Here is an 18,783-nt window from a genome sequence, read left to right on the forward strand (position 1 = left end):
ACTAATTTCGATATCCGACATAAGCCGGTGCCGACACAGGGATCGGCGGGCGCTTCCGCCCGCCGATCCCCCTGTCGCAGGTCAGTCGCCCCAGGCCGCGTCCATGTCGGCGAGGACGGCGTCGACCGTCTTCTGGCCCGTGAGCAGGCCCTGCACGCCGCTCGAGAGCTTCTCGTAGACCTCGCCCTTCCAGAACGCGTTCGGAAGCCCCGCGTAGTGGCCGGACTGCAGGAGATCCGCCACGGGCTCGTAGATCGTGCCCGTGAGGTCAAGGCCCTCGATGCCGGAGACGGGGAGCTCGCCGGAGAGCTCGGAGAAGCGCTCCGCCTGCTCGGGCTGCGCGAGCCACTCGAGGAACTCGGCCGCCGCCTCCTTGTTCTCCGACGCCGCGTTGATCGAGATCGTGTAGTTCGAGCTCGCGATGAGGTACGGGTCGCCGCCGTCAGCGGGCGGGAAGGGCTGGATGGCCCACTCCACGTCGGGCGCGGCACGGCCGATCTCGACGGCCGACCCCGACGGGATGAAGCTCCCGAGCGAGGTGCCCTGCGCGAGGCCGTTCGTGATGGCATCGAACCCGGCGCCCTCGGCGCCGGGCTGGAAGCACCCGGCGTCCTTCATGTCGAGGATCGTCTGCAGCACGTCGTGCCATCCGTCGCTCTCGGCGAAGGTCACCTCGCCTGCGGCGCGCTGGTCGTTCCAGTCGGGCGTCTCGGCGTAGACGCGCGTCGCGGCGATGGCCTGGGCGGTGAGACCCGCATTGGGCGCGGCGGCGCCCGCGAGCACGACGAGCGACGCGCCGTTCTCGGCAACCTCGCCACAGGAGGCGAGCAGCTCGTCCGTCGTCGCGGGGAAGTCGTCGAGCCCCGCCTCCGCGGCGGCGGACATGTTCACGACGAGCGTCGAGAGGGTGAAGTCCATGGGCTGCCCGTAGACCTCCCCGTCCACAGTGAAGAGCGCGTCGGCGCCCTCGGGCACGAGACCGGCCGCGGTGTCGCCGAGCGGCTCGAGGAAGCCGGCCTCGGCGAGCGGGACGACGCTGCGGGGGTCACCCGATCCGGGGGTGGTCTGGATGACGTCGGGGGCGTTGCCGGCCTGCAGCTGCGTGCGGAGCGTCTCGCCGTAGCTGTCGTTCGGGAGCGGGTTCGTCGAGATGGTGACGCCGTCGTGCGCCTCCATGTACTCGTTCGCGAGGGTCTCGTAGGGGCTCTCGAGGTTGTTCGAGGTGGCGTACATGAAGCTGAACTCGACGGACTCTCCCCCGTCGTCGCCTCCGTCGCCCGAGCCATCCGAGCCGCCCGCGCATCCTGCGAGGAGGATGAGGCCCGCGGTGGGGATGGCGATCGCGGCGAGCCGCCGCGTGGTGCGCTGTGTCATGATCTGGCCTTTCTGACATCGTCGTCGGAAGTGCAGGGACAGGAGCTCGGGTGCTCCTGTCCACAGCATGACCGGGTTAGGTCAGAAAGTCACATAAGTGTTTCCGATGCGGGTTATCACCCGCGTGGAAGCCGCCCGTGCTCAGTCGGGCTGCCCGCGCTCAGGCGGGCTGCCCGGTGCGCATGCTCGCGCGGATGAGGTCGTGCTGGCGCCGCACGAGGGCGAGCGGGTCGACCTCGCCGAGCTCGGCGAACGCGTGGCCCTCCCACTCGCTCGACCAGAAGCCGCGATAGCCGCCCTCCACGAACACGCGCACGAGCTCGGGGTAGTCGATCGCGGGCTCCTGGCCGGCTTCGTCGATGTCGTAGAACTTGGCGTGCACGTGCAGGATCTGCGGCATGATGTCGGCCCACTCGCGCGGGTCGACGTGGCCGTGCATGTTGAAGGCCAGGTGAGCGAACGATCCGAGCCGGCCCGGGTCGAAGTCGCGACCGCGCAGGTACGCGATGAACTCCTCCTGCCGTGCGCGCATCGGCTCATCCGTCGCCCAGATCTCCTGCAGCCGCGCGACGGCCTCGTCGTCGAGGCCCGCGCGCCGCACGGCGCGCAGCAGCGTCGGCGACATCGCCCGCATCGTCGCCGAGAAGTCGGCGACGAAGCCCAGCAGGGGCGAGTCGAGCTCGGCGTAGAGGTCGCGGATGCGCAGCACCTCGGGGGCGTTCGGCCCGGAGGGCGCGTGGATCTCGTACGCGAGACGGAGGTCGAGCTCCTCGGCGACGGGCAGCAGCCGACGCAGCAGGTCGGGCTTGGCCGACTGGATGCGCACGAGCGGGAAGCCGAGGCGCTTCGCGCCGCGGAAGAGCAGCTCGGTGACCTCGAACTCCTCATCGGGCGTCATGTCGCGGTCGCGTCGACGCCCCATGTCGAGGTTCGCGCCGAACGAGCTCGCCTCGAAGCCGTGCCGGTCGAACGCCGCGCGCCACGCGCGCTCGAACTCCTCCGACACCCGCGGGTAGGTCGGCACCATCTGCGATGCGACGATCTCGATGCCCGGCCCGATGCCGAGCTCGGCGACGCGATCGAGCAGGCCGTCGAAGTCGTACCAGCCGGCCCGGAACTCCGCGCTCGCGGAGTACAGCGTCAGGCCGAGACGGAACGGGTCGTCATCGGATCGCTCGGGCGCCGACGGCACCTCGAGCTCGAGGCCGACGGGCGCGGCGTCGCGGTCGGTGGCCGTGAGCGTCAGCTCATGGTGCACGACGTTCGGCACGTACAGCCCGGGGCCGCCGTCCTGCCCCGGCGCGATCTGCATGTAGGGCAGGCGCAGCTCGCCGTGCAGCACGATCTCGTGCGTCTCGCCGAGAGCGATCGGCGCCGCGCGGCGGACGATGAGAAGCGGATGGTCCTGCAGATACCAGAGGACGTCGCTCTGCTGCGGGAGGTCGGCGATCGCGTAGCGCGTGCCGTTCAGCTCGAAGGTGAGATCGCTCTCGGGAACCTGCTCGCCGTCGACCGTGAGGGCGATGCTCGTGACGGAGGACAGCCAGAGGCTCCGGTACCACGGGATGGTGAGCTGGAGCGCCGCTCCGTCGGGGTGGACGCGGAGGCTCGCGGCATCGAGCAGACCGTTGGGCATGGCGACTCCTTCGTCGGCGGATTCGTATACGCCGAGAGTAGACGTACTTTCGCCTCTTTTCAACATAAGCCCGACGGAGCACACGACGGCGCCGCCCCGGAACCCCGGAGCGGCGCCGTGCCGGATGCGTCTACTGGTTGCTGAACGCGGCGTCGAACGACGCCTCGGGGAGCTTCCACAGCAGCGAGCGGATGTAGCCGACCGCCTCGGCTGCCCCGTGCAGCCGGTCCATCCCGGCGTCCTCCCACTCGATCGAGATCGGGCCGTCGTAGCCGATCGCGGCGAGCGCGCGGAACGCGTCCTCCCACGGGATGTCGCCGTGCCCGGTCGAGACGAAATCCCACCCCCGCCGCGGGTCGCCCCAGGCGAGGTGCGACCCGAGGATGCCCTGCCGACCGGATGCCCTGCGGATCCGCGTGTCCTTGCAGTCGACGTGGTAGATCCGGTCGGCGAAGTCCGTGATGAACGCGACCGTGTCGACGCCCTGCCACGCCATGTGCGACGGGTCCCAGTTGAACCCGAAGGCCTCGCGCCGGTCGATGGCCTCGAGGGTCCGGACGCTCGTCCAGTAGTCGTAGGCGATCTCGGAGGGGTGCACCTCGTGCGCGAACCGCACGCCCTCGGCGTCGAACACGTCGAGGATCGGGTTCCACCGGTTCGCGAAGTCCTCGTAGCCCGCGTCGATGACGTCGGCGGGAACGGGCGGGAACATCGCGACGTAGGGCCAGATCTTCGATCCCGTGAAGCCGACGACCGTGTCGACGCCGAGCTTGCGCGCGACGCGGGCGGCACGCTTCATGTCCTCGGCCGCGCGCCGGCGCACGCCCTCGCCATCGCCATCCCCCCACACGTAGTCGCGCAGGATCGCCTGATGGCGGAAGTCGATCGGGTCGTCGCACACGGCCTGCCCGGCGAGGTGGTTCGAGATCGCCCACACCTTGAGCCCGTAGCGGTCCAGGATGTCGAGACGCGACTGCACGTACGCGTCGTCCTCGTCGGCCCGCTGCAGATCGAGGTGGTCGCCCGACGCGGCGATCTCGAGCCCGTCGTAGCCCCACTCGGCCGCGCGGCGCGCGAGCTCCTCGAACGGCATGTCGGCCCACTGGCCGGTGAACAGCGTGACGGGATGGCGTGCCTCGGCCATGGATCCTCCTCCGGTCGTCATGCGTCCACCGGCGTCTCGACCCACGCGCCCGTGCGCGCGGACTCGACGACGGCCTCGGTCAGCTGCGCGGCGCGCAGGCCGTCGCGGAACGACGGCAGCCCCTCGGGCTCCGCCCCCGCGGTCGCGGCGTATGCGTCCGACACGAAGGCGTTGAACGCGTCCTGATACCCCATCGGGTGACCCGAGGGGACGCGGCACAGGCGCGCGGCGTCGGGGGCGAGCAGGCCCTCCTCGCGCGGGAGCAGGAGCGAGCCGTCGCGCCGGCCGATCCACAGGTCCTCGGGGCGCTCCTGCTCGAAGCGGTAGGCCGCATCGCCCGTGTGCACCTCGAGCACGAGACCGTTCTTGCGGCCGGCCGCCATCTGGCTGACGAGCGCCGTGCCGGGTGCCCCTCCCGAGAGCTGGAACAGGACGGCGGCGATGTCCTCGTTCGCGACCGGATGCCCCGCGCGCTCCTCGAAGACGGTGCGGGTGAGCGCGCTGAGCTTCACGACCCGCTCGCCCGTCACGAACTCGAGGAGGTCGAACAGGTGCGAGCCGATGTCGGCGAACGCGCGGGATGCGCCGCCCTCCGCGCCGGCTCGCCAGTTGCCGTCCTCGGCGCCCAGCAGCCAGTCCTGGAGGTACGCCGCGTCGATCGAGAGCACGGCCTCGCCGCTCTCGGCGATGCGGGCGCGCGCCTCGCGGACCATCGGGTGGTAGCGGTAGACGAACGGGACGGCGCCGACGAGACCCGAGCCGGCCTGCGCCTCCACGAGGCGGCGCGCGTCGGCCGACGTCGTGGCGATGGGCTTCTCGCACACGACGTGCTTGCCTGCCGCGAGCGCCGCGAGCGTCTGCTCGGCGTGCTGAGCGTTCGGCGTGCACACATGGACGACGTCGACGTCGTGGTCGTCGAGGAGCGCGTCGTAGCCCGAGAAGGCGTTCTCGATGTCGAGGTCGGCCGCGGCGGAGGACGCCCGCTCGGCCGACGACGAGCTGAGGCCGCGCAGTCGGGCGCCGGCTGCCCGCGCAGCCCGGCTGTGCACGCGCGCCATGAACCCGCCGCCGACGAAGCCGGCTCCGATCTCAGAGCTCATAGGGCGTCCAGTCCGCGGGGATCGGCGCGGGGCGCTCGATCCGGCTCTCGACCGCGGCCGTCTCGCCGGTCTCGATCGAGCGCTCGATCGCGATCATCGTCTCGAGCACGTGCAGGCCGATCTCGCCCGACGCGCGGTGCGGGCGGTCCTCCCGGATGGCGCGCACCATGTCGATCACGCCCAGACCGCGGCCGCCCACGACACCGTCGCTCTCGAGCTCCTCCCACTGCTGCTCGCGCGGGTCGCCGCCCGCGCGGATGATCCGCAGCGGCCCCTCGAACATGTTCGGGTCCGGGATCGAGAGGGTGCCCTCGGTGCCGGTGATCTCGACCACGCCCATGCGCATGAGGGGCGACTCCCAGCTGAAGATGCTCGAGCTCGTGCCCCCGCCTTCGAACTCGAGGTTCGCGTTGACGTGCGTCGGGACGAGCACGGGGAACTCGGCCCCCGCGCGGTCGCCCGCGACGACCGTGCGGGTCGGCGTGCTCGTGAGACCGAAGGCCGAGGCCTTCGCGACCGAGCCGAACACGTTGACGAGCGTCGTCAGGTAGTACGGGCCCATGTCGAAGACCGGTCCGGCGCCGGGCAGGAAGAAGAAGTCGGGGTTCGGGTGCCACTTGTCGGGGCCGAGGCTCATCATCGCCGTCGACGCGCCGATCGGCTGGCCGATCTCGCCGCGCGCGATCGCCCGCAGCGCGCTCTGCACGCCGCGGCCGAGCACCGTGTCGGGGGCGATGCCCACGCGCAGGCCCTTCTCGGCGGCGCGCTTCACGAGGCCCTGACCCGAGGCGAAGTCGACCGCGATCGGCTTCTCGCTCCACACATGCTTGCCGGCGTCGATCGCCGCGAGCGACACCTCGGCGTGCACCGCCGGGATCGTCAGGTTCACGACGAGCTCGACATCGGGGTGCGCGAGGATCTCGTCGGGCGAGCCCGACACCGGCACGCCGTGCTTCTCGGCCTGCGCCTTCGCGCGCACCGTGTCGATGTCGCCGACCGCGACGACTTCGACGTCGGGGAACTGCGCGAGGTGCTCGAGGTAGGTGTCGCTGATCATCCCCGCGCCGATGAATCCGACGCCGACGGGGTGGTGTCCGCTCACGGGACGCTCTCTTTCTCTCTGGTTCGGGATGGCGGCTGTCACGCGCCGAGCAGCGCGCGCGTTCCCGCGAGGCCCTGGGCGATGCCGTCGAAGATGTCGCCGCGGTACTCGTCGAACTCGACGACGAGAAGCTCGGCCGCAGGCGCGGCGGCGAGCACGGGCTGCCACGCGATCGCGCCCTGTCCCGCGGGCAGCTGGTCCTCGCGGTCCTTGCTCAGCGCGCCGTCGACGAGGGGCGCGTCCTTGATGTGGAGCTGCCGGACCCGGTCGCCGAGCGACGTGAGCAGAGCGGGCACGTCCGCGCCGCCGACGGCTGCCCAGTACGCATCGACCTCGAGACCGACGTCGGCCGGGAGGGCGCCGGCGAGGACCTCGAGGGCCGTCTCGCCGTCGAAGACGTTCTCCACCTCCCAGAAGTGGTTGTGGTAGCCGAACGCGAGGTCGTACGCCTTCGCCTTCTCGGCGTGCGCGGCGAGCTCGTCGGCGATGCGGAGGACCTCGTCGCGGCTCGTCCAGCGCTCGGGCGCGATGAAGGGGTCGATGAGCGTCTTCACGCCGAGGGCCTGCGCGGCCTCGAAGAACTGCTCGGGCTCGCCGCTCGAGAGCACCGCGTGAGCGGTGGGAGCGGTGAGGCCGTGCGCGGCGAGGCCCGCCTCGAGCTGCGCGCGCCACTCGACGATGTTGAAGAGCTCGATCCGCTCGAAGCCGATCTCGGCCGCGCGGGCGAGCGCGGCACCCGCATCCTCGGCCACCGCCTCTCGGATCGTGTAGAGCTGGAGCGCGATGGCGGGGGCAGAGGTCATGTGACTCTTCTCTCGACGGTGAGGTCTCGGGGGATGGCGCGCTCTCGCAGGCGCGTCCCCGACGGTATCAGGACTTCCGTCGATCAACAAGCAAAAGTTGCGTGTTCACAGACAGAGGAGGAGGCGCCCGCCTCCCCCGCGGGCGCCTCCTCCTCGGCTCTTCCGGGCTCGCCCCGTCAGGACTCGAAGGCGAGGTCGATGAACTCCTCGACGTTGTCCTTCGTCACGACGGGCGCGTCGAGCACGATCCGATACGGCACGCTCGGCGTGACGAGATCGCTCATCGTCTTCTCCTGCGCGACGAGACGCGCGAGCGCGATGCCGTCGGCCGCCTGCGTCGAGGGGTAGATGACCGTCGCCTTGATGACGCTGTCGTCCGCCTCGATCCGCTCCATCATGTTGACGCTGCCTGCGCCGCCCACGAGGAAGAACTCGTCGCGGCCCGCGGCCTCGATCGCGGCCATCACGCCGACGCCCTGGTCGTCGTCGTGGTTCCAGATCGCGTCGATCTCGGGGTTCGCCGAGAGCAGCTGCGAGGCCGCCGCCTCGCCGCCGGCCACGGTGAAGTCGGCGGCCACGCGGGCCGACACCTCGAGACCGCAGTCCTCGAGGGCGTCGGCGAAGCCCTGCGACCGGTCCTGCGTGAGCGGGAGGGAGTCGATGCCCGCGATCTCGGCGACGACCGCGTCGCTCTGGCCCTCGAGCTCCTCGCAGATGTAGGTGCCGGCGCTCACGCCCATGCCGTAGTTGTCGCCGAGGATGGTGACCCGCGAAGCGAACGTGCTCGAGAACTCCCGGTCGACGTTGATGACCGGGATGCCCGCCTCCATGGCCTGGATCGCGACCTCGGTGAGCGCGGCGCCATCCGTCGGGAGCAGGACGATGGCGTCGACTCCCTCGTTGATGAACTGCTCGACCGCCGCGATCTGCTGACTCGCGTCGTTGGTGCCCTCCGCCTGCCGCAGCTCGACGTCGCCGAAGCTCTCGGCCGCGGCGAGCGCGCCGGAGTTGATGGCGCCCAGCCAGCCGTGGTCGGCCTCCGGCCCCGACCATCCGATGACGACCGTGTCGCCCTCCTCGGCGTTCTCGTCGCTCGTCGTGCCCTGGTCGACGACGTCGCCCTCGCCCTCGTCGCCGTCGCTGGTGCACCCGGCGAGCAGGCCGATCGTCGCGAGTGCCGCCATCCCCGCGACCGCAGCGCGTCCTGCGCGCGTGCGCACTGTGCCCATGTCTCCTCCTTGAAACGTGATGCAGATGCGGTCAAGCTAACAGCCTTGCGGGTGCCTGTACAGGTTCTGACTCATCGACAGCAGAAGCCCCGCGGTGTTAGGTTTCAGCCGTGATCAAAGACGACCACGCCGCGTCATTACTCTCGGTCCGCGGAATCGAGAAGAGCTTCGCGGGAGTGCAGGCCCTGCGCGGGGTCGACCTGGACGTGCTCCCGGGCGAGGTGCACTGCCTCCTGGGCCAGAACGGCGCGGGGAAGTCCACGCTCATCAAGACCCTCGCCGGCGCGCACGAGCCCGACGCCGGCGAGATCCGCTGGAACGGCGAGCCGATCGCGATCACGAGCCCCCAGGCGGCGATCGATCACGGCATCGCGACGATGTACCAGGAGCTCGACGTCGTCGACGATCTCACGGTCGCCGAGAACATCTTCCTCGGGCACGAGCTCGCGCGCGGCGGCGTCACCCGGCGGCGCGATGCCGCCCGCGAGACGCGCCGACTGCTCGAGCGCCTCGGTCACGCCGGCATCTCGCCGCACGCGGAGGTCGGCTCGCTGAGCGCAGCGGGCAAGCAGATCGTGAGCATGGCGCGCGCGCTGTCGCACGACATCCGCCTCATCGTGATGGACGAGCCGTCGGCCGTGCTCGACGCCGAGGAGGTCCGCAACCTCTTCCACGTCGTGCGCGAGCTCACCGCCCAGGGCATCGCCGTCATCTACATCACGCACCGGCTCGAGGAGATCCGCGCGATCGGGGATCGCATCACCGTCCTCAAGGACGGCCGCAGCACGGCCAGCAACCTCTCCGTCGCCGACACCCCCACGGCCGACCTCATCCGCCATATGACGGGCCGGACGGTCGAGAACGTCTTCCCGCCCGCGACGCCCATCGCGCCGGACGCGCCCGTGCTGCTCGAGGTCGAAGGCCTCGGGCTGGCCGGCGTCTTCGAGGACGTGTCATTCTCCGTGCGCGCGGGGGAGATCGTGGGCCTCGCAGGGCTGGTCGGATCGGGTCGCTCGGAGATCCTCGAGACGGTCTATGGGGCGCGGCGAGCGACCGCGGGCACGGTGAAGCGGGATGGCCGCCCGCTGCCGCGCGGATCGGTCACGGCCGCGGTGAAGGCCGGGATGGGCCTCAGCCCCGAGGAGCGCAAGTCGCAGGGGCTCGTGCTCGACGAGCCGATCTTCCGCAACATCACCCTGTCGACGTTCCCGCGCATCGCGCGACGGGGCGTGCTCGACGAGCGGGCCGAGCGCCGCGTGGCGAGGGAGCAGATGGACGCCCTCGAGCTGCGGCCCGCCGACCCTGACCGACCGGCGGCCACGCTCTCCGGCGGCAACCAGCAGAAGATCCTCCTCGCCCGATGGCTCGTGGAGGGCAGCCGGGTTCTGCTGCTCGACGAGCCGACCCGCGGCGTCGACGTCGGCGCCCGTGCCGAGATCTACGGGCTCATCCGGCGGCTGGCCGCGTCGGGGACCGCGATCGTCATCGTCTCGAGCGAGATCCCCGAGGTGCTCGGCCTCTCCGACACCGTGCTCGTCATCGGCGACGGGCGCGTGCTCGATCGTCTTCCCGCATCCGACATCGACGAGCACGGCGTGCTCGATCTCGTCATGAAAGGAGCCGCCGCATGAGCGTGCAGAGCCCCGCCGCCGAGCCGCAGGCCTCGCCCCTGCGGCGCATCTTCTCGGGATCCGTCGGACGCAACCTCGGCCTCGTGCTCGCGCTCCTCGCGCTCGTCGTCGTGGGGGCGATCACGGCGCCCGGGACGTTCCCGACGTTCGACAACGCGCTCGTCATCCTGCGCCAGGCGTCGATCATCGGCGTGGTGAGCATCGCGATGACCTTCGTCATCATCGCGGGCGGGATCGACCTCTCCGTGGGCGCGGTGGTGGCCCTGGCCTCGGTCGTGGCGACGCTCGCGGCCGTGCAGGACCTCGCCGACTCGGTGCACTGGACGCTCATGATGCTCATCGCGCTCGTCGTCGGCGCCGCAGCCGGCCTCATCAACGGGGTCGTGATCGCGTACGGCAAGGTCGTGGCGTTCATGGCGACGCTCGCGATGCTCGTCGGCGCGCGCGGCCTGGCCGAGCTCCTCGCGAACAACCGCACGCTCATCGTGTCGGATCGCGACTTCATCCGCGCGCTCAACATCGACATCCTCGGCATCGACATGCTCATCTGGATCTTCGCCGTCGTCGCCGCGGGCGGCTGGTTCCTCCTGAACCGCACGACCTTCGGCCGCCGCACGGTCGCGATCGGCGGCAATCGCGAGGCCGCGCGCCTCGCGGGCATCGCGGTGAAGCGCCACACGATGTGGCTCTACGCGCTCAGCGGCCTGGCCGCCGGCGTCGCCGCGATCATGCTGCTCGGCCGCACGACCGCGGGCACCTCGACGCACGGCTCGCTGTGGGAGCTCGATGCGATCGCCGCGGTCGTCGTCGGCGGCACGCTTCTCACCGGCGGCCGCGGCACGATCACCGGAACGGTCTTCGGCGTGCTCATCTTCGCGACGCTCAGCAACGTCTTCGTGCAGAACAACCTGTCCTCCTCGACGCAGGCGGTCGCCAAGGGCGTGATCATCGTCATCGCGGTGCTGCTCCAGCAGCGCTTCGCCGGGCGGCCGTCGCGCAGCAGCTGACACGGCTTCCGCCGACACCGGCACGTAGGATGACGGATCACGGCAGAAGTCGGCCGACTTCTGCCGGCGCGAGAAGGTGAGTGCGCATGTCCGATAGCCCGACGGGGCGCGCCGACGTCGGCGACCTCTTCCAGCTGCTCCGCGACGGGGTGCCGCGCACGCGCGCCGAGCTCGCCAAGTCGACGGGGCTCGCTCGTTCGACCGTCGCCGCGCGGGTCGACGAGCTCATGCGCATGGGGCTCATCACGGCGGTCGCCGACGCCGTCTCCACGGGAGGACGCCCGCCGTCGCAGTTCGCGCTCAACCCGTCCGCGAAGGTGGTCGTCGCCGCCGACCTGGGCGCGTCGCATGCGAACGTCGCGATCACCGACCTGACCGGCGCCATCCTCGCCGAGGCGAGCGAGCGCGTCGAGATCGCGCAGGGCCCCGAGGCGGTGCTGACGTGGCTCGTCGAGTCCGCGCAGCGGCTTCTCGACGACACCGAGCGGTCGTCGGCCGACGTCGCCGCGATCGGGATCGGCCTGCCCGGACCGGTCGAGCACTCTACCGGGCAGCCGGTCAATCCGCCGATCATGCCGGGGTGGGATCGCTTCGACGTCCCGGCGTGGGTGCAGCGGCACTTCCCGGTCGCGGTGCTCGTCGACAACGACGTCAACATCTCGGCGCTCGGCGAGCGCGCGGTCGCGTGGCCGGGCGTCGACCACTTCCTCTTCGTGAAGGTCGCGACGGGCATCGGCGCGGGCATCGTGTCGGATGGCCGGCTGCAGCGCGGAGCGCAGGGCATCGCGGGCGACATCGGGCACGTGCGCGTGGCGCGCGGGGTCGACGTCCCGTGCCACTGCGGCAACCACGGGTGCCTCGAGGCGCTCGCGTCGGGGCCCGCGATCGCCCGCACACTGCGCGAGCAGGGCGTCGAGGCGCACACGGGCGACGATGTCGTCGCGCTCGTCAAGCACGGCAGCCTCGAGGCCATCCAGGCCGTGCGCCAGGCCGGGCGCGACATCGGCGAGGTGCTCACCGCGTCGGTCAGCCTCCTCAACCCCTCGGTCATCTCGATCGGCGGATCGATGGCGCGCGTGAGCGAGCACCTCATCGCCGGCGTGCGCGAGATCGTCTACACGCGCTCCACCCCGCTCGCGACCGAGCACCTCACGATCGTGCAGTCCACCGCCGCGTCGAAGGCGGCCGTGATCGGCGCGAGCATCCTCGCCGTCGAGCACGCGCTCTCGCCCGCCGGCCTCTCGACCGCCTTCGCCCCGACCTGACCGCCTCCCGGACCGCCGCCATCTGTCCCTCCGGACCTCCGCCATCTGTCCAGGTCGCAGTTGCGGTCCGAAAACCGGCCGTTTAAGGACGCAAACTGCGACCCCGACGAAGACCCATCCGCCATCCGCCGGGCCTCCGGACCTCCGCCATCCAGGTCGCAGTTGCGGTCCGAAAACCGGCCGTTAAAGGACGCCAACTGAGACCCCGACAAAGGCCCATCTGCCCAGGTCCGGAGGTGGTGCCGCTCAGAGCTGGGCGAGCAGCGCCTCGGTCGCGGCCGTCCCGTCGACCTCGCCGCCGAAGCCGAGCATCGTGCGCAGCGGCATCGACTCCATCATCCGGCTGATCTCGGGGTCGGCGAAGATCGCCGCCGACGCGCCGCCCTGCGCCGCGAGCGCGCCTTCGAGCACGCCGCGACCGACCGGATGACGCCGCCAGTCGCCGATCGTCGACTCCAGGTCGAGCTCGGGCACGACCGGCGGCACGTCGAGCTCGATCTCGGTCGTCGCGACGATGTCGCGCGACGACGTGCCGACCTCGACCGTGAACGCGCCGGGCTCGACGGTCCAGCCCGTCTCACCCCAGAAGGCGAATGCACGCTCGTCGAGCTCGAGCCGCACGCGCGTCGACTCCCCCGCCGCGAGGCGCACCTTCCGGAAGGCGCGCAGCTCGCGCACCGGCCGGTCGACCGACGCCTCGGGGTCGCCGACATAGACCTGCACGACCTCGGCGCCGTCGCGCGCGCCCGTGTTCGAGACCGTCACCTCGACCACGGCGTGCGCGAGGCCCGCGTCGGGAACCGACACCGCGACATCCGTGAGCTCGAACGTCGTGTAGCCGAGCCCGAATCCGAACGGGAAGGCCACCTCGCGCTCGGTGCGGTCGTACCAGCGGTACCCGACGTAGACCCGCTCGCCGTACACGACCTTCTTCGGGCTGCCGGGGAAGTTCACGTGCGCGGGGTTGTCGGCCAGGCGCAGCGGGATGGTCTCGGCGAGGCGCCCCGCCGGCTCGGCGACTCCGAAGAGCACGTCGGCGGCGGCGGAGCCGGAGGCCTGGCCGCCGAGCCACATCTCGAGGATGGCCGGCACCCGGCCGACGATGCCGTCGAGCGAGACGACGGAGCCGTTCGAGAGCACCACCACGACGCGCTCGTTGACGGCGAGGACGGCGTCGAGGAGGTCGCGCTGCACGCGCGGCAGGTCGATGTGCGTGCGGTCGAACCCCTCGGACTCGTCCTCGGCGGGGAGCCCCAGGAACAGCACGACCGTGCGGGCGGCGCGGGCCGCCGCGACCGCCTCGTCAAGGAGCGCGGCATCCGCCTCGCCGTCCAGCCGGAAGCCCGCGGCGAAGGACACGTCGCCCGCGACCTCGCGGATGGCATCGAGCGCGGCGTCGAGGCGCGTGGGCTGGATGTGCGAGCTCCCCGCGCCCTGGTAGCGCGGCGACCGGGCGAACTCGCCGATCACGGCGATCGATCCCTCATCGGCCGACAGCGGCAGGATGCCGCCCTCGTTCGCGAGGAGGACGGTGCTCTCGGCCGCGATCCGGCGGGCGAGAGCGTGGTGCGCGTCATGATCGACCGCGGGAGTCTCGCCCCGTGCCGCACGGAGGCGGTCGTGCACGGTCAGAATGCGCGACACCGCGAGGTCGATGGCCGCCTCGTCGAGGTCGCCGCGGTCGAGCGCCGCGCGGATGTCCGCGGCGTGGCGGGGGCCGGCCGCCGGCATCGTGAGGTCGAGACCCGCCGCGACGGCCGCGGGCGGGTTGCTCACGGCGCCCCAGTCCGACACGACGTACCCGTCGTAGCCCCACTCGTCGCGGAGGACGTCGGTCAGCAGCCACCGGTGCTCCGACGCGTACGTGCCGTTGATGCGGTTGTACGCGCACATGACGGTGGCCGGCTCGGCCTCCTTCACGACGCGCTCGAAAGCCGGAAGGTAGATCTCGCGCAGTGTGCGCTCGTCGACCTCGGCGCTCACGCGCATGCGCTCGGTCTCCTGGTTGTTCGCCGCGAAGTGCTTGAGCGAGGCCCCGACACCCTGCGCCTGGAGCCCGCGGACCCATCCGGCGCCGAGCGCCCCGGCGAGCAGCGGATCCTCGGAGAAGTACTCGAAGTTGCGCCCGCACAGCGGCGAGCGCTTGATGTTGACGCCGGGTCCGAGCAGCACGTCGACGCCGAGCGCCCGGCTCTCCCGTCCGAGCGCCTCGCCCATCTCCTCGAGCAGCTCGGGGTCCCATGTCGAGCCGGTCGCCGCGGCCGTCGGGAACGAGGTCGCGGGGTGGCTGTCGTTGATGCCGAGGTGGTCGGCGCTCCCCGTCTGCAGGCGGACGCCGTGCGGGCCGTCGGTGAGGACCGCCCCCTCCACGCCCGCGTGCTCGACACCGCGCGTGGTCCAGAACGAGTCTCCCGTGAGCAGGGAGATCTTCTCGTCGAGGGACAGTCGGGAGACGGCTGCGTGCATCAGGGAGGCCTTTCTCGTCCGCGGCGACCTCGGCTCCGAGATCACTTACGCGCTTCAGTCTAGGGTTGAATGTATCGGGATCCTCCTCGGAAAGCAAGGACGCCCATGACCACCTCCCGACGAGCCGGCCGCGTCACCGCCGCCGATGTGGCGCGCGCGAGCGGCGTCTCGCGCGCCACCGTGAGCTACGTCCTCAACGACACCCCGGGCCAGACGATCCCTGAGCCGACGCGCCGCCGCGTGCTGCAGGCCGCCGCCGACCTCGGGTACGTGCCAAGCGTGCACGCTCGCGCGCTGGCATCCGGCAGCACAGGGATCGTCGTGATCGACACGAGCACCATCCCGCCGGGCGAGCTCGTCGCGACGGCGACCCGCACGCTCTCGAGGGCGCTCGTCGAGCGCGGATACGTGCCGGTGGTGAACCAGTACACGGGCGCCGACGCCGGCGGCGAGGTTCTCGTGACGCTCGCGCAGCGCCTGCACCCGACCACCGTGCTCGCGCTCGGGGAGCTCTCCGACGACATCATCCGACGCATCCGCGAGGCCGGCGTCGCGCGGGTCTTCGCCACGCCGTCGAGCGCAGGGATCCGCGACATCGCGGAGGTGCAGGTCGCGCACCTCGCCGGCCGCGGGCACCGCTCGGTGGCCTACGTCGGGCCGCCCGAGTCCGAGCTCGCTGGCCTGTCGGAGCTGCGGCTGGCCGGCGCGCGCACGGCTGCCGCACGGCACGGGGTCGCCCTCACGGCCATCCCGCTGCTCGATCAGGAGCCGCTCGCCCGTGCGCTGCGGCGCCTGCGCGACGAGGGCGTCACGGCCGTCGCTGCCTACAACGACGAGGTCGCGGTCGGCGTGCTGGGCGCCGCTCGCCGCGCCGGCATCGCGCTTCCCGATGAGCTCGCGGTCATGGGCATCGACGACCTCCCCGTCGCGCGGCGCACGTTCCCGCAGCTGACGACCGTCGCCCAGGGCGACGTGGCGGACGCCGACGTCGACCTCGCGACGATCGATGCGATCCTCGCGGGCGAGCAGCCCGTGCTCCCCCGCACGGCGCCGCGGGTCGTCGTGCGCGAGTCGGCGTAGGCCGCTACGCCGCGAGTCTCCGGAAGCGGTCGCTCACGCGCGTGGAGCCCGACACGACCTCGGCACCCGAGACACCCGTCGCGCCCACGTGCAGGATGGCCCGAGCCAGGACCTCGTCGCGCACCTCGCGGCGCGCATGGTCGTCGGCGAGCATCTCGACGAGCGCCGCGACCTCCGCCTCGGCGAGGGCCGCGATCGGGAACCACGGCAGCGCGGCACGCCACGCCCGGAACGCGAGCAGCAGCAGGTCGTGGCGCTGCTCGACGTGCGCGCGCTCGTGCGCGATGACGGCGACGAGCTCGTCCGGGTCGAGCCGGTCGAGGAGCCCCTGCGACAGGACGGTGACCGAGCCCACGCCGCGCGGCAGGCAGTAGGCGACGGGGACGGCGTCGTCGAGCACGCGCGTGCGGGCGCGGGTGGGGTGCGGCGACGTCAGCATGTCGAGGAGGGCGTGGTGGCGCCGCCGCTGCCGGACCACCTGCGCGATCGTCACGCCGAGGTGGGCGAGCAGGTACACCGTGAACGCGGCGGCGGGCACGAGCGCGAGAAGCGGATGGCCGGGGGCGACCGCATATCCGGCGAGCGCGAGGGCCGCGATCATCGACAGTCCACCCGCGAGGCCGATCGCCTGCCACAGGAGCAGCGCGACGACGGGAGCCCGCATGGGCCACGCCGCGCGGGAGAACGCGACCGGAACGGGCCACGCGAGGGCGAGGGCGAAGAGGCCGAGGACGACCGCTCCCCACACGATCGTCTCGTGGGGGATGACGAGGGCGCCGTTTAGCCCGGATCCGACGACGGCTCCGATGCGCGTCACAGGCGGCTCGATCAGACCCCGCCGCGCAGGAGCTTGCGCAGCACCGCCGCGTCCTCGTCGGAGACCCCGCCCACGAAGCGCTCGAGCACGGCCATCCGGTCGGCCGACTCGCCGAGCACCTCGTGCATGAGCTCCGCGACGTGGTCGGCGCGCGAGGCGACGGCCGTGTAGCGGTGCGGGCGCACCGATCGGTCGGAGGCCACGAAGCCCTTCTTCTCGAGACGGGACAGCACGGTCAGCAGGGTCGTCGCGGCGAGCGCGCGCCCCTGATCCTGCTCGAGCTGCTCCTTGACGTCATACGCGGTCATGGGCATCTGCGCGTCCCACACCGCATCCATGACGGCGCGTTCGAGTTCGCCGAGCGTTCCCATGCGCACCTCCTCGCCTCGTGTCGCGGCCGCGCCATCCGACCGCCTGCGCCAATTCTACCCCCGGTCGAATTTCTTCTATGCTCTGTCGAACTAGTTCTACACGGCGTAGAATTGGTTTCGGCCGGACGCGGCGTCCGGCCCACACCTCCCGAAGGAGAACGCGCGTGGACGTCCTCGACATCGCCCGCTGGCAGTTCGGCATCACGACCGTCTACCACTTCCTCATGGTCCCGCTCACGCTCGGGCTCGGCATGACGGTCGCCGTGCTGCAGACCGCGTGGGTCCGCACGGGCGACGAGCGCTTCCTGCGCATGACGAAGTTCTGGGGGAAGCTCTACCTCATCAACTTCATCGTCGGCGTCGCGACCGGCCTCGTGCAGGAGTTCCAGTTCGGGATGGCCTGGAGCGAGTACTCGCGCTTCGTCGGCGACGTGTTCGGCGCCCCGCTCGCGCTCGAGGGCCTGCTGGCCTTCTTCGCCGAATCGACGTTCCTCGGGATCTGGATCTTCGGATGGGGCCGACTGCGCAAGGGGCTCCACCTCGCCGCGCTCTGGTGCGCGGTGATCGGCTCGTGGGCCTCGGCGTACTTCATCATCGTCGCGAACTCCTGGATGCAGCACCCCGTCGGCGTCGAGCTCGGCGCCGACGGCCGCCCCGTCATGACCGACATCTGGGCCGTCCTCACGAACAACACCGCGATCGCGGCCTTCACCCACACGATCTTCGGCGCGCTCGTGGTCTCGGGGATGTTCCTCCTCGGCCTCTCCTGGTACCACCTCTGGCGCCGCCGCCACGACGGCATCGACGCGGTCGGCGCCGACGGCCGCGTGGTCGTCGGGCGAGCGGATGTCCCCGGTCGCGACGAGAAGGACCACGGCGTGTGGCTGTGGTCGCTGCGGATCGGGGCGGTCGTCGCGATCCTCGGGTTCGGCGGCACGGTGCTGACCGGCGACATCCAGGGCAAGCTCATGTACGAGCAGCAGCCGATGAAGATGGCCGCCGCCGAGGCGGCCTGCCACACCGGCTCGGCCTTCTCGGTGCTCTCCCTCGGCGACCCGGGCTCCCGCGACTGCTCCGACGTCATCACGCTCATCGAGGTGCCCGGCGTGCTCGGCTTCCTCGGCACCGGCGAGTGGGGCGCCGAGATGCCCGGGATCAGCGACCTCGAGCCGCAGTACGTCGACCAGTACGGCGAGACGATCCCCGACGACGCGCTCTACGGCGACCGCGCGGGCAGCGAGGTCGAGTACGTGCCCGTCATGTGGGTGACCTACTGGGGCTTCCGCCTCATGATCGGGCTCGGCGGAATCGTCGCGGCGGCCGCGGTCGTCGCGCTGTGGCTGACCCGCAAGGGCACCGTCCCGCGCTCGCCGTGGATCATGCGGCTCGCCCTGCTCGGCATCCTCGCGCCGTTCGCGGCGAACATCGCCGGCTGGATCTTCACCGAGATGGGCCGCCAGCCGTTCGTCGTCGCGCCGAACCCCGACGCGACCGGCGTCGACGGGGTGTTCATGTTCACGGCGGCGGCGGTCTCGCCCGGCGTCACCGCGGGCGAGCTCCTCTTCTCCGTGATCGCGCTCGCCTCGGTGTACGCCGTGCTCCTCGTCGTCGAGCTCTTCCTCCTCACCACGTACGTGCGCGGAGGCGTCGCGAGCGCGATGCCCGAGCTGTCCCACCCGCGCGACGACGACCATCCCGACGACGACGCGCAGCGAGACGACGTGCTCGCGTTCGCCTACTGACCGACTGCAGAGGAAC

At 71.4% G+C, this 18,783-nt stretch carries 15 protein-coding genes; 5 read left to right on the top strand and 10 right to left on the bottom strand.

Annotated elements, in window-relative coordinates:
* Positions 1 to 81 precede the first annotated feature (81 nt).
* The 7 genes from ACWXWW_RS13480 to ACWXWW_RS13510 all read right to left on the bottom strand — a co-directional run bounded on the left by ACWXWW_RS13480 (position 82) and on the right by ACWXWW_RS13510 (position 8,388).
* Positions 82 to 1,374, bottom strand: coding sequence for an ABC transporter substrate-binding protein (locus ACWXWW_RS13480; protein ID WP_455970268.1), 1,293 nt, complete (start codon positions 1,372 to 1,374; stop codon positions 82 to 84).
* Between the two features lie 160 nt (positions 1,375 to 1,534).
* Entirely contained in the window at positions 1,535 to 3,010 is a 1,476-nt protein-coding gene (locus ACWXWW_RS13485) for a C-glycoside deglycosidase beta subunit domain-containing protein (protein WP_455970270.1), read from the bottom strand.
* A gap of 130 nt (positions 3,011 to 3,140) precedes the next feature.
* Positions 3,141 to 4,154 (bottom strand): sugar phosphate isomerase/epimerase family protein, encoded by a 1,014-nt coding sequence (locus ACWXWW_RS13490; RefSeq protein ID WP_282978854.1) that lies wholly within the window; start codon positions 4,152 to 4,154, stop codon positions 3,141 to 3,143.
* A gap of 17 nt (positions 4,155 to 4,171) precedes the next feature.
* Positions 4,172 to 5,254: a Gfo/Idh/MocA family protein gene (locus tag ACWXWW_RS13495; protein WP_455970272.1), complete on the bottom strand. Its 1,083-nt coding sequence runs from the start codon at positions 5,252 to 5,254 to the stop codon at positions 4,172 to 4,174.
* On the bottom strand, positions 5,244 to 6,356 hold the full coding sequence (locus ACWXWW_RS13500) for a Gfo/Idh/MocA family protein (RefSeq protein ID WP_455970274.1): 1,113 nt from the start codon (positions 6,354 to 6,356) through the stop codon (positions 5,244 to 5,246). Before ACWXWW_RS13500 ends, ACWXWW_RS13495 begins: the two co-directional genes overlap by 11 nt.
* A 38-nt stretch (positions 6,357 to 6,394) precedes the next feature.
* Positions 6,395 to 7,159 carry a sugar phosphate isomerase/epimerase family protein gene (locus ACWXWW_RS13505; protein WP_455970276.1) on the bottom strand — a complete coding sequence of 255 codons (765 nt, stop codon included), beginning with the start codon at positions 7,157 to 7,159 and terminating at the stop codon, positions 6,395 to 6,397.
* A gap of 176 nt (positions 7,160 to 7,335) precedes the next feature.
* On the bottom strand, positions 7,336 to 8,388 hold the full coding sequence (locus tag ACWXWW_RS13510; protein WP_271173013.1) for a substrate-binding domain-containing protein: 1,053 nt from the start codon (positions 8,386 to 8,388) through the stop codon (positions 7,336 to 7,338).
* 155 nt (positions 8,389 to 8,543) lie between these two features.
* Here ACWXWW_RS13510 and ACWXWW_RS13515 point away from each other — a divergent pair, with 155 nt between their 5' ends.
* The 3 genes from ACWXWW_RS13515 (at position 8,544) to ACWXWW_RS13525 (ending at position 12,291) form a co-directional block, all read left to right on the top strand.
* Positions 8,544 to 10,019: a sugar ABC transporter ATP-binding protein gene (locus ACWXWW_RS13515; RefSeq protein ID WP_455970348.1), complete on the top strand. Its 1,476-nt coding sequence runs from the start codon at positions 8,544 to 8,546 to the stop codon at positions 10,017 to 10,019.
* Positions 10,016 to 11,026: an ABC transporter permease gene (locus tag ACWXWW_RS13520; RefSeq protein WP_282978857.1), complete on the top strand. Its 1,011-nt coding sequence runs from the start codon at positions 10,016 to 10,018 to the stop codon at positions 11,024 to 11,026. The genes ACWXWW_RS13515 and ACWXWW_RS13520 overlap by 4 nt, the downstream gene beginning before the upstream one ends.
* A gap of 86 nt (positions 11,027 to 11,112) precedes the next feature.
* Positions 11,113 to 12,291 (top strand): ROK family transcriptional regulator, encoded by a 1,179-nt coding sequence (locus ACWXWW_RS13525; RefSeq protein ID WP_455970277.1) that lies wholly within the window; start codon positions 11,113 to 11,115, stop codon positions 12,289 to 12,291.
* 246 nt (positions 12,292 to 12,537) lie between these two features.
* On the opposite strand, the gene ACWXWW_RS13530 is transcribed toward ACWXWW_RS13525, so the two are convergent.
* A complete protein-coding gene (locus ACWXWW_RS13530) occupies positions 12,538 to 14,757 on the bottom strand; it encodes a beta-glucosidase (RefSeq protein WP_455970279.1) in 2,220 nt (739 codons plus the stop codon).
* 105 nt (positions 14,758 to 14,862) lie between these two features.
* Here ACWXWW_RS13530 and ACWXWW_RS13535 point away from each other — a divergent pair, with 105 nt between their 5' ends.
* Positions 14,863 to 15,837, top strand: coding sequence for a LacI family DNA-binding transcriptional regulator (locus ACWXWW_RS13535; protein ID WP_455970280.1), 975 nt, complete (start codon positions 14,863 to 14,865; stop codon positions 15,835 to 15,837).
* Positions 15,838 to 15,841: 4 nt separating this feature from the next.
* Here the strand turns inward: ACWXWW_RS13535 and ACWXWW_RS13540 are convergent, their stop codons facing one another.
* Both ACWXWW_RS13540 and ACWXWW_RS13545 read right to left on the bottom strand, forming a co-directional pair.
* Entirely contained in the window at positions 15,842 to 16,654 is an 813-nt protein-coding gene (locus tag ACWXWW_RS13540; protein WP_455970282.1) for a M56 family metallopeptidase, read from the bottom strand.
* Between the two features lie 11 nt (positions 16,655 to 16,665).
* Entirely contained in the window at positions 16,666 to 17,025 is a 360-nt protein-coding gene (locus ACWXWW_RS13545) for a BlaI/MecI/CopY family transcriptional regulator (RefSeq protein ID WP_271173019.1), read from the bottom strand.
* A gap of 164 nt (positions 17,026 to 17,189) precedes the next feature.
* Between ACWXWW_RS13545 and ACWXWW_RS13550 the strand changes: the two genes are divergently transcribed.
* Positions 17,190 to 18,767 (top strand): cytochrome ubiquinol oxidase subunit I, encoded by a 1,578-nt coding sequence (locus ACWXWW_RS13550; RefSeq protein ID WP_455970284.1) that lies wholly within the window; start codon positions 17,190 to 17,192, stop codon positions 18,765 to 18,767.
* The last annotated feature ends 16 nt before the right edge of the window (positions 18,768 to 18,783 follow it).

It is taken from the genome of Microbacterium sp. KNMS, assembly GCF_053851835.1.

Bases quoted from the DNA above. Each gene is read 5' to 3' on its own strand.
- ACWXWW_RS13495 (WP_455970272.1), bottom strand. From the start codon at position 5,254: ATGAGCTCTGAGATCGGAGCCGGCTTCGTCGGCGGCGGGTTCATGGCG.
- ACWXWW_RS13535 (WP_455970280.1), top strand. From the start codon at position 14,863: ATGACCACCTCCCGACGAGCCGGCCGCGTCACCGCCGCCGATGTGGCG.
- ACWXWW_RS13545 (WP_271173019.1), bottom strand. From the start codon at position 17,025: ATGGGAACGCTCGGCGAACTCGAACGCGCCGTCATGGATGCGGTGTGG.
- ACWXWW_RS13490 (WP_282978854.1), bottom strand. From the start codon at position 4,154: ATGGCCGAGGCACGCCATCCCGTCACGCTGTTCACCGGCCAGTGGGCC.
- ACWXWW_RS13480 (WP_455970268.1), bottom strand. From the start codon at position 1,374: ATGACACAGCGCACCACGCGGCGGCTCGCCGCGATCGCCATCCCCACC.
- ACWXWW_RS13510 (WP_271173013.1), bottom strand. From the start codon at position 8,388: ATGGGCACAGTGCGCACGCGCGCAGGACGCGCTGCGGTCGCGGGGATG.
- ACWXWW_RS13520 (WP_282978857.1), top strand. From the start codon at position 10,016: ATGAGCGTGCAGAGCCCCGCCGCCGAGCCGCAGGCCTCGCCCCTGCGG.
- ACWXWW_RS13525 (WP_455970277.1), top strand. From the start codon at position 11,113: ATGTCCGATAGCCCGACGGGGCGCGCCGACGTCGGCGACCTCTTCCAG.
- ACWXWW_RS13485 (WP_455970270.1), bottom strand. From the start codon at position 3,010: ATGCCCAACGGTCTGCTCGATGCCGCGAGCCTCCGCGTCCACCCCGAC.
- ACWXWW_RS13505 (WP_455970276.1), bottom strand. From the start codon at position 7,159: ATGACCTCTGCCCCCGCCATCGCGCTCCAGCTCTACACGATCCGAGAG.
- ACWXWW_RS13530 (WP_455970279.1), bottom strand. From the start codon at position 14,757: ATGCACGCAGCCGTCTCCCGACTGTCCCTCGACGAGAAGATCTCCCTG.